This window comes from Aquabacterium sp. NJ1 (assembly GCF_000768065.1).
Classification (GTDB): domain Bacteria; phylum Pseudomonadota; class Gammaproteobacteria; order Burkholderiales; family Burkholderiaceae_C; genus Aquabacterium.
The window spans coordinates 1-8,805 of the sequence record NZ_JRKM01000013.1 but is presented as its reverse complement, the minus strand read 5'-3'; the positions used below and the strand labels follow the sequence as shown (position 1 = coordinate 8,805).

Here is an 8,805-nt window from a genome sequence, read left to right as displayed (position 1 = left end):
GGCCCAGATTCAACCAGCAAGTGCAACGCTAGTACGTCCGAAGAAGACTTCGGAAGGCGTCAGGAAATTGTGGCGTTTGCGTGGCCTGTTATTGAGTTCGCTGGCGAAGTGATCGCACTGCTTTTGAGTGAGATGTTGCATGCAGACTCCCTTTGGTACGTATTGACGTAGCAGGCCGTTGAAGTTCTCGTTGGTGCCACGCTCCCAGGAATGATAAGGGGTGGCGAAGTAGCACTTGAGATTGAAGTGTTCCTCTAGCTTTGCGTAGTCGTGGAACTCCGTTCCGTTGTCCAGGCTGAGCGTTTTGAATTGACGCTCGTACTTGGCGATGGCGACCTTGGCAGCGCAGATGACTTCTTCTTTGGTGCGAGCCTTGAGCTTCATGACGATGGCAAAGCCACTGACGCGCTCGACCAGAGTAAGCAGGCAGTGGCGCAGGTCTTTGCCGATGACGGTATCGCCTTCCCAGTGACCGATCGCGATGCGCAAGTTGGCCTCCTGTGGTCGCTCGCTGATATGGCGCTTGCCGGCCAGAACACCCCTTGAATCCTTGGATCGGTAGCGTTTGCGACCGTTCTTGGACATGATGCGTGTGTGCGATACCAACTCACCGCCGCTGGCCTTGTCGCGACGCAGCCAGCGGTAGATGGTCTCGGTGCTGATTTCAAGGAGCTTGAAGCGTTTGAGGATGCCGCTGATTTGCTCAGCGCTGAACTTCCTGCGGATGAGGCTAAAGACCTGAGCGCGCTGAGCGTCGGAGTAGTGAGAGCCGCGACGGCAGCGCCGACGTCGAGCCACGGCGTAACTGTGAGCCTTCTCTGGCCGGTACTGCGCTCGGTGAGTAGTCAGGTTCCGGCGAAGCTCACGACTGACGGTGCTTGGGTGTTTGCCAATTTGGCGAGCGATCTCGGCTTGAGAGTATTTGGCTACTCTCAAGGCGTTGATGGTGTATCGTTCCTCTTGGGTGAGTTGGTGATACGTCATAGGTGCAACCTCGTTCTTGGTCGGATAAGGTGCAGCTAGTTTCGCCGCTCCCCACCCATTTCAATGAACGTTGCACTTACTAGTTGAATCCGCGAGGCCTAACGCCCAAGGTAAGCGGCGCCGGAGCACCGAAGGTGCGTAGGGCACCAACACAGGCCATGAGAATGCCGAAGGCATGGCCTGTGTTGGCGTCCGCTTGACCGACCAGTTAGGCTGGTGACAGATGCGGCTCTAGAGGAGTGTCCAGCGTTACCGGGCGTTGTTGTTCGACTATACATAGTCACTCCACTTGTTTTTCTGGCCAATTCTTTGAGCGTGTTTGGGGTGCTGTTCAATAAACGCCTTGACGGCTTGCTTCGTTTTTGGGAGGGGATCATCGCTGTGATAGCCACTTCCCGAAAAGCGGAAACCTGCCTCCCAAAGGCTCTGGGCTGCTACCCAAGCCGAGCTGTCTGATTTTGGTGGAGTTGCGAAGTTGCGTCCCATGAACGCCATCCTGTGGCCGCAATTTGGGCACATGTGGGTAAGCGTCGGCTCAGCGAGGTGAGCACTTCCCGTTGTCGAGTCAGCTGTTGCCGGGCGCTTAAATGACACCTGGCAGTCGAAGCATGCAAAGTTGTGGAGGAACTGCGGCATGAAAGGCCTAACGCCCAAGGTAAGCGGCGCCGGAAGGAGCGCAGCGACTGAAGGGCACTAACAAGGGCCAGGACAATGGCGAAGCCATGGCCCTTGTTAGCGTCCGCTTGACCGCCCAGTTAGGCCTCTGGATAGATGCGCGGTGATGCAAGTTCACGGCAACTCGCTAGGTTTGGAGGGCCGCAAAAGGTGGGCAAGATTCAACGAGAATTTTTCTCAAGAGATCTCCCGCACTATTAGCTTCTCTACAAGCGCCATATCTCCTACGACGTCTTCGTTTCCAATGAAGCGCGACACCTCCATGCGCCCGTCTTCGAATACGTCAATTTCGACTCGCTCTCCCACAAGTGTCAGAGTTACAAGGACTGAGTCTGGGCGATGGCGACCAAGCGTGAAGGCGATTCGCGCGCTTTCAATCCGACAAAGTAGGTCAAATAGTGGGTGACTCATGTGGCGAAGGGCCTAACGCTCAAGGTAAGCGGCGCCGGAGCACCGTAGGTGCGCAGGGCACCAACACTGGCCATGAAGATGGCGAAGCCATGGCCAGTGTTGGCGTCCGCTTGACCGACCAGTTAGGCCGCGCTTGTGCTGTAGCGGGGGCGCACTTGTTCACTTTACCGCCGCCTCTCGAAGCCGACGCCACAAGCACACGAGGTACTCGCCCAGCGATACGAATACACCAAGGGCCGTCATTCCTGTAGCGACGGCTCTATGCCAGCCGACTTTGCGTGGTTGCGGGGCATCGTAGTTGAAGCCATGGACCCAGAGATAGAAGCCGGCACAGACAGCGAGCATGAGGAGCAGTTTCGGGAAGGTGTCACTTCCTAGGCCAGGGCGTTGCGACCTAAGGGTGAGCTCAGCGGCGAGGACTCGCAATATGCGCTTCATGTTCGTGTTTGCGCCGGTCGGATTGGTAGGGCCTAACGCCCAAGGTAAGCGGCACCGGAGCACCGCAGGTGCGCAGGGCACCAACACAGGCCATGAGAATGCCGAAGGCATGGCCTGTGTTGGCGTCCGCTTGACCGCACAGTTAGGCCACGGTTGAGGCCAATAATCACTGGAAAGTGCATACGCCGCTTTCGATGTTAACGAGTAGCACGGCTGGGCCATCGTATTGACTACCGCTTTTTGACCACTCGACTAAGACGGCCCATTGTTGATATGTCTTGCCGTCTTTGAGTGAAGCAAACGACTTGTCCGGAGAAGCATCTGAACAGGCCCACTGCCAGCCACGAGTGTCTTGCTTGGATAGGAACTCTCGCGCCATGGCGAGCGCTTTTTCTTTGGCTTCAACATTGCTGATGCGCATATGCGTAGTGGCCTAACGCCCAAGGTAAGCGGCGCCGTAAGGAGCGCAGCGACTGAAGGGCACCAACAAGGGCCAGGACAATGGCGAAGCCATGGCCCTTGTTGGCGTCCGCTTGACCGCCCAGTTAGGCTTGTGGATAGGTGCGCAGTGATGCATGTTCACGGCCACTCCTGTGGTGAGTCGGCAGTTGACTTGCATTCAAAACATGCGTTTTTTCTGATCGAGTTTTGTGCAGCTTCCGGTTGCGGTTTTGGTTAGCTTGCCGATGTATCGATAAAACAGAATTCCAGAGTTTCTGTCGATCTTTACGTACTCGGATCGCTCGACTTCGCTTTCAGGCTTTGCGCCTCTGTTGATGCTGAGTTCAAACATGTCAGCGTCGCTAGAGTTCATCTTTTCGGTATCTGAGTCGGTTTGCGTAGTGCTCATTGAAAAACCTATGTCCACCCCGTTCGTTGAGATGAACATTTGATTTTTGACTAGCTCAATGTCGACTTGAATCTTTTCCTTGCCTTTGGTCGTATTGCCAGTTGAGTAGTTTGTTTCAATGTCAACGTTGCAGACAAGCTTAAGTTTTTCTGCTTGAGCGCCCGTTGCTAGTAGTAGCAAAAACAGAACGCTTGCAATGCTCAGTGAGTTTGGTGTCCGTTTGACTGTCATGTGACGCACCTGCGTGAAATTGGTTGGCCTAACGCCCAAGGTAAGCGGCGCCGCAAGGAGCGCAGCGACTGGAGGGCACCAACAAGGGCCAGGACAATGGCGAAGCCATGGCCCTTGTTGGCGTCCGCTTGACCGCCCAGTTAGGCGCGCATTTGGTGTTTGGTGGGTAGCTAAAAGCCATGGACTTCACCACTCTGTGCGACTGTAAGAATCTTGATCCCCGCTTGGCTTATCAAAGGGGCCCGTCGCCAACGTTCGGCGAGTTCTGCGAACTTTGGGCTGTGTGGAACTGCGATAGACAAAAAAGGTTTGTCGGGGATATTTTCAATTGTCATGAGTTGGCCGATTGCCTCCCGCATGAGCGGATATTCTTGAGATGCCTTCGAGCGGCTTAGTGGGCCTTTCTTGGCTTCGGCAATCAGTGTGTGGCCGTTGCTCAGGGCAGCTGTTACGTCGCCCTGCCCAGGCGCCGAATGAATTTCAATGGCGCCGTCGATGCACTTGTTCATGTATGTTGCTTGCCAACTCCCTGAGGCTTGCGTTGTTGTCCAGCCCAACTCTTTCATGAATGACACAAGCTCGAAGTGAATTCTGTCGCCAGTTTTCACTTGGGCGCCATCTATCGCAACGCGGACAGGAGATGTCGCCATTTTTCGCTGAAGCAGGAAGTGGGCAAGTCGAATGCTTACTTCAGCTTCTGGCATCTTGTGTGAGTCGCTCATTCTTGTGTTGGCCTAACGCCCAAGGTAAGCGGCACCGGAGTGCGAAGCACGCAGGGAACCAATACTTGCTGGCAAGTATTGGTGTCCGCTTGACCGCCCAGTTAGGCAGGTGCGCGTAGGAGAGGGCGTTGAGAACACGCCGACCTGTGCACTTGACTTGATGCTTGGCCATTGCATGACCACGCTCCCTTGATTTGATTTCCAGAGATTTTGCCTGATGCTGGTTGGCCGTGGCAGCGCGGTTTCCCTGCGCTGAGCGCCGAAGGACGCGTGGCTAGCTTGGTGATGGCATGCGGAGACATGGCGCGGCTCATGATCGCCGTTGCCTGCCGAAGGACAGACAACCAATTGCCGATGGTGTGTGGTACTTTGGCGCCGCTGACTGGGCAGCGGGCTGCCGTAGGACAGACAGCCATATTGAGACTTTGCCAAGCACCTCGTGGACATGCTGGACGAACCTAAAGCGCCAAACTTGAAGCAGCGAGGAGATGCTGGAGCGACAGAGAGAAAGGCCTCGACATGCATCAGTGTTCTCGCGCAGAACATCGATGCCTATTGATGTTCACGTGGCATGGCATCAATACGGCCTTGCCAAAATGCAGCGTCAAAAAGTGGGGCCTAACGCCCAAGGTAAGCGGCGCCGGAAGGAGCGCAGCGACTGAAGGGCACCAACAAGGGCCAGGACAATGGCGAAGCCATGGCCCTTGTTGGCGTCCGCTTGACCGCCCAGTTAGGCGATGGATTTTGGACGGTGGCGTTGCACTTCATTGCTGAACTCGCGCGCTGGGCCTTGATCTGCGTATAGCGAAACACAGTTGACACAACGCGCGAGGTGGTGGAGCTATTCACTGAGCTTGAGGGAGCTGAGCGCGATGGTTGCCGTGTCCCGTGGCTTGGAAACGATTGCAAACGCGCCTCCGCATTCCTTGCCAGCAGACTCAATCGCAGCACCGACAAAACCGAATACCAGGGAGCCCATGAGGTGCTCCCTGCGGGGGGCGACCTCAAAGTAATACTCATTACCAGAAATCGCCTCAAACTGCACTTTGCAAGATCCGACTGCATCCCACATGTCGGCGAAGACCGCGTGGCTTCCCGGTTGGATTTCGAACGTGGTAAAGCCCTTGTAAGCGACCTTGCTAACAGTCTTGCCATCTAGAGAGATGCGTGCATCTCTTGCTGAGTATTGATCTGTTTCGCCTGTTCGGTAAATGGTGACACGGCTAAGGCCACTAGGAATAGGCGATTGGGCCTTCAGGTGATCAGAGTACAAGTGGCCAGTGGCGGCGCATCCGCTCAGCGCAACGATTGAGGCTAGAAGCAGTGGTGTCCTAAACATAATTCTCCTAATATGAAAAAGGTCGTCCCTATCGTTCTCGTCGAAGGCCTAACGCCCAAGGTAAGCGGCGCCGTAAGGAGCGTAGCGACTGAAGGGTACCAACAAGGGCCAGGACAATGGCGAAGCCATGGCCCTTGTTGGCGTCCGCTTGACCGCCCAGTTAGGCGATGGATTTGAGGTTTTGACTAGGGGCTTCATGTATGCCTGTGATGGGTTACTCGAAGCCTGGATAGGCGAACTGGTATTCCCTGTCTGTTAGCCGCTTGTGCAACGTGATTGGGCTGAAGATTACGCCGATATCAGCGTTTATGTACTGGCCTTCAAGAGGGCCGATGTGTTTGCGCGCTTCATTCACACGCCAGACGACCCAGTCTTGGGAGACCTTGACATCTGGCTTTCCGTAGTCGAGTGAGTCCCGGAACCATGTGGTGACAGGGGCTCCAGCCTTAGAGTGCCCAATCTTTTTCCATAGGCCAAGCTTTACACCAACGGCACAGAAAGTGTGTGCATGGAAGTCAACCTCCGACGACACAATTGAGGAAAGGTCGATTTTGTCGCTGATAGGAATGGGAGCCTTGAAGATGCGGACGACGTTGCCACCAAGCTGGGTGAAGTCATTAAGCAAATGGTGAAAGACACGCATTTGGCCATTGCCCAAGTCGACCATGTATAGATCACCGATGCGACAAGCCATCTTCTCTCCAGCCTCTTTGCTCGCGCAGTTGGCCTAACGCCCAAGGTAAGCGGCGCCGCAAGGAGCGCAGCGACTGAAGGGCACCAACAAGGGCCAGGACAATGGCGAAGCCTTGGCCCTTGTTGGCGTCCGCTTGACCGCCCAGTTAGGCTTGTGGATAGATGCGCGGTGATGAAAATTCACGGCAACTCCGTTAGGTTTGAACGTCCACCAAGTTATACGCGCTTCGCGTCCGCGTTGACCCCCAGTTAGGCTTCGGCGCGAAGACAAGGGTGCTCCGCATGACGAAGAGCTGGCTCAGCACCAGAAGCTAGTGCTTGACGAATTGCATGCTTGAAAGGATTTCGTAGCTTATGAATGAAGAGGCAAGAACTAGTGCTGCGAACGTTGACCACAACGCTATGCTTAAAAGTGTCTTTGCCGCAGGTTGAGTTGCGAACTTTTCTTGAATCAAATTTGAACCTGCTAGATATAGCAGGATTACCGCGCATGCACCGGCTAGACAAAGCAGCGCAATGATGGCCGTGCCAAGAATATTGAGAACATCTAGAGATCCCGCAATAGCAAAAGAGCCGCCAATCACAGTGGCCAAGGAGACACCCAGAATTGAAACGACATCAGCAACGATGCCGAGCCTTGTCTTTGCATCGCCGGTTTTCAATGCGGAAAGGATTGATTGCATGAACGATTTGTTTGCTTACTTAAGTTTTCGAGGCAAAAAAAGGCCTAACGCCCAAGGTAAGCGGCGCCGCAAGGAGCGCAGCGACTGGAGGGCACCAACAAGGGCCAGGACAATGGCGAAGCCATGGCCCTTGTTGGCGTCCGCTTGACCGCCCAGTTAGGCCACACTTTTAGTTGGGTAGACATAGCTTGCTTTGTACGGCATCCCAAGATGTTTGCCACCCAATACGTCGTTGCGGCATGTCGTTAACGCTCATGATGATGCTTGTCAGATCGCAGTGCGACAAGCCCCCTTCGTCCTCGACGCGCCACTGGTAGTGATTGACTAGATCATTCAATGACCCTAGGTCCGAGCGGTTATCTGTCTTGGCATACAGCCCGACGTCGTAGTGTTCGAACGCCTTATCAATGGCGGATTTGGAAAGCCCCTTCATTTGAAGCAACTGATCAAGCCCCGCGAGCAACATGTTCGGCAAGGACTCGATGGTGACGGGCTTCTTGCCTTGAAACAGGATGAAGGACAACAACGTCGTTTCGCTCATGAAGATGTATGCCTTGCGTCGACCAAGATCGAAGCGGTTGACATACCAATTGCCCAACGGGGCTTCGGAGGGCTCGGGCGAGGCGAGATTCTCTTTACGCAGGCCGACGACCTTTTGAACTTCTTGGGTGCACTTGAGATACAGCATGGCCGAATTGTGTGGCCCAGATTCAACCAGCAAGTGCAACGCTAGTACGTCCGAAGAAGACTTCGGAAGGCGTCAGGAAATTGTGGCGTTTGCGTGGCCTGTTATTGAGTTCGCTGGCGAAGTGATCGCACTGCTTTTGAGTGAGATGTTGCATGCAGACTCCCTTTGGTACGTATTGACGTAGCAGGCCGTTGAAGTTCTCGTTGGTGCCACGCTCCCAGGAATGATAAGGGGTGGCGAAGTAGCACTTGAGATTGAAGTGTTCCTCTAGCTTTGCGTAGTCGTGGAACTCCGTTCCGTTGTCCAGGCTGAGCGTTTTGAATTGACGCTCGTACTTGGCGATGGCGACCTTGGCAGCGCAGATGACTTCTTCTTTGGTGCGAGCCTTGAGCTTCATGACGATGGCAAAGCCACTGACGCGCTCGACCAGAGTAAGCAGGCAGTGGCGCAGGTCTTTGCCGATGACGGTATCGCCTTCCCAGTGACCGATCGCGATGCGCAAGTTGGCCTCCTGTGGTCGCTCGCTGATATGGCGCTTGCCGGCCAGAACACCCCTTGAATCCTTGGATCGGTAGCGTTTGCGACCGTTCTTGGACATGATGCGTGTGTGCGATACCAACTCACCGCCGCTGGCCTTGTCGCGACGCAGCCAGCGGTAGATGGTCTCGGTGCTGATTTCAAGGAGCTTGAAGCGTTTGAGGATGCCGCTGATTTGCTCAGCGCTGAACTTCCTGCGGATGAGGCTAAAGACCTGAGCGCGCTGAGCGTCGGAGTAGTGAGAGCCGCGACGGCAGCGCCGACGTCGAGCCACGGCGTAACTGTGAGCCTTCTCTGGCCGGTACTGCGCTCGGTGAGTAGTCAGGTTCCGGCGAAGCTCACGACTGACGGTGCTTGGGTGTTTGCCAATTTGGCGAGCGATCTCGGCTTGAGAGTATTTGGCTACTCTCAAGGCGTTGATGGTGTATCGTTCCTCTTGGGTGAGTTGGTGATACGTCATAGGTGCAACCTCGTTCTTGGTCGGATAAGGTGCAGCTAGTTTCGCCGCTCCCCACCCATTTCAATGAACGTTGCACTTACTAGTTGAATCCGCG

9 protein-coding genes are annotated in these 8,805 nt (G+C 55.0%); all 9 read right to left on the bottom strand.

Annotated features, from left to right (window positions below):
- Positions 1–9 precede the first annotated feature (9 nt).
- On the bottom strand, positions 10–984 hold the full coding sequence (locus JY96_RS21745; protein WP_035040509.1) for an IS30 family transposase: 975 nt from the start codon (positions 982–984) through the stop codon (positions 10–12).
- Between the two features lie 270 nt (positions 985–1,254).
- The gene (locus JY96_RS23485) at positions 1,255–1,470 is read right to left on the bottom strand and encodes a hypothetical protein (RefSeq protein WP_152606710.1); all 216 of its coding nucleotides are present in this window, start codon (positions 1,468–1,470) and stop codon (positions 1,255–1,257) included.
- A 1,204-nt stretch (positions 1,471–2,674) separates the two neighbouring features.
- A complete protein-coding gene (locus JY96_RS23480; protein WP_152606709.1) occupies positions 2,675–2,929 on the bottom strand; it encodes a hypothetical protein in 255 nt (84 codons plus the stop codon).
- Between the two features lie 198 nt (positions 2,930–3,127).
- Positions 3,128–3,589, bottom strand: a complete 462-nt coding sequence (locus tag JY96_RS21735) for a hypothetical protein (protein ID WP_035044369.1) — start codon at positions 3,587–3,589, stop codon at positions 3,128–3,130.
- 170 nt (positions 3,590–3,759) lie between these two features.
- Positions 3,760–4,293 carry a hypothetical protein gene (locus tag JY96_RS21730; RefSeq protein ID WP_235334076.1) on the bottom strand — a complete coding sequence of 178 codons (534 nt, stop codon included), beginning with the start codon at positions 4,291–4,293 and terminating at the stop codon, positions 3,760–3,762.
- 1,571 nt (positions 4,294–5,864) lie between these two features.
- Positions 5,865–6,344, bottom strand: coding sequence for a hypothetical protein (locus JY96_RS21720; protein ID WP_035044363.1), 480 nt, complete (start codon positions 6,342–6,344; stop codon positions 5,865–5,867).
- Between the two features lie 310 nt (positions 6,345–6,654).
- Complete coding sequence (locus JY96_RS23475; RefSeq protein WP_152606707.1) at positions 6,655–7,026, bottom strand: hypothetical protein; 372 nt, start codon at positions 7,024–7,026, stop codon at positions 6,655–6,657.
- Positions 7,027–7,195: 169 nt separating this feature from the next.
- The gene (locus JY96_RS21715; protein ID WP_052163030.1) at positions 7,196–7,714 is read right to left on the bottom strand and encodes a hypothetical protein; all 519 of its coding nucleotides are present in this window, start codon (positions 7,712–7,714) and stop codon (positions 7,196–7,198) included.
- Positions 7,715–7,736: 22 nt separating this feature from the next.
- Complete coding sequence (locus JY96_RS21710; RefSeq protein WP_035040509.1) at positions 7,737–8,711, bottom strand: IS30 family transposase; 975 nt, start codon at positions 8,709–8,711, stop codon at positions 7,737–7,739.
- Positions 8,712–8,805 lie beyond the last annotated feature (94 nt).

Coding starts and splice junctions, on each gene's coding strand:
- JY96_RS21745 (WP_035040509.1), bottom strand. CDS start 984: ATGACGTATCACCAACTCACCCAAGAGGAACGATACACCATCAACGCC.
- JY96_RS23485 (WP_152606710.1), bottom strand. CDS start 1,470: ATGGGACGCAACTTCGCAACTCCACCAAAATCAGACAGCTCGGCTTGG.
- JY96_RS23480 (WP_152606709.1), bottom strand. CDS start 2,929: ATGCGCATCAGCAATGTTGAAGCCAAAGAAAAAGCGCTCGCCATGGCG.
- JY96_RS21735 (WP_035044369.1), bottom strand. CDS start 3,589: ATGACAGTCAAACGGACACCAAACTCACTGAGCATTGCAAGCGTTCTG.
- JY96_RS21730 (WP_235334076.1), bottom strand. CDS start 4,293: ATGCCAGAAGCTGAAGTAAGCATTCGACTTGCCCACTTCCTGCTTCAG.
- JY96_RS21720 (WP_035044363.1), bottom strand. CDS start 6,344: ATGGCTTGTCGCATCGGTGATCTATACATGGTCGACTTGGGCAATGGC.
- JY96_RS23475 (WP_152606707.1), bottom strand. CDS start 7,026: ATGCAATCAATCCTTTCCGCATTGAAAACCGGCGATGCAAAGACAAGG.
- JY96_RS21715 (WP_052163030.1), bottom strand. CDS start 7,714: ATGCTGTATCTCAAGTGCACCCAAGAAGTTCAAAAGGTCGTCGGCCTG.
- JY96_RS21710 (WP_035040509.1), bottom strand. CDS start 8,711: ATGACGTATCACCAACTCACCCAAGAGGAACGATACACCATCAACGCC.